At 37.6% G+C, this 255-nt stretch carries 1 protein-coding gene; it reads left to right on the top strand.

All coding sequences use genetic code 11. The annotated features are described in order from the left end of the window. The coding region (locus tag ETC07_RS16275) for a DHHA2 domain-containing protein (RefSeq protein WP_205742577.1) at positions 1–251 on the top strand (251 nt) is incomplete at its 5' end. Positions 252–255 lie beyond the last annotated feature (4 nt).

The following is a 255-nucleotide window of genomic DNA, read 5'->3' as shown; positions in this document are numbered from 1 at the left end:
TACTTTCACGCTTACACGATGTCAAAGTAGCCATCAAGAAAGCAATGGAAGTTGAACATTATGATGACTTTGTCTTCATGATTACAGATATCGTAAATTCTAACTCAGAAATTGTCGAAATCGGTAGCCACAAAGATAAAGTTGAAGCAGCTTTCCACTTTACGTTAGAAGACGACCATGCTTTCTTAGCTGGTGCCGTTTCACGTAAAAAGCAAGTTGTACCACAACTTACTGAAGAGTTTAACAAATAATGCC

Origin of the sequence: Halomonas borealis, from assembly GCF_004798905.1 — a bacterium.
In the GTDB taxonomy this organism is placed as follows: domain Bacteria; phylum Pseudomonadota; class Gammaproteobacteria; order Pseudomonadales; family Halomonadaceae; genus Halomonas; species Halomonas borealis.
Note: the sequence above shows the minus strand (reverse complement) of the source record. Positions and strands in the feature narration are given on the sequence as shown.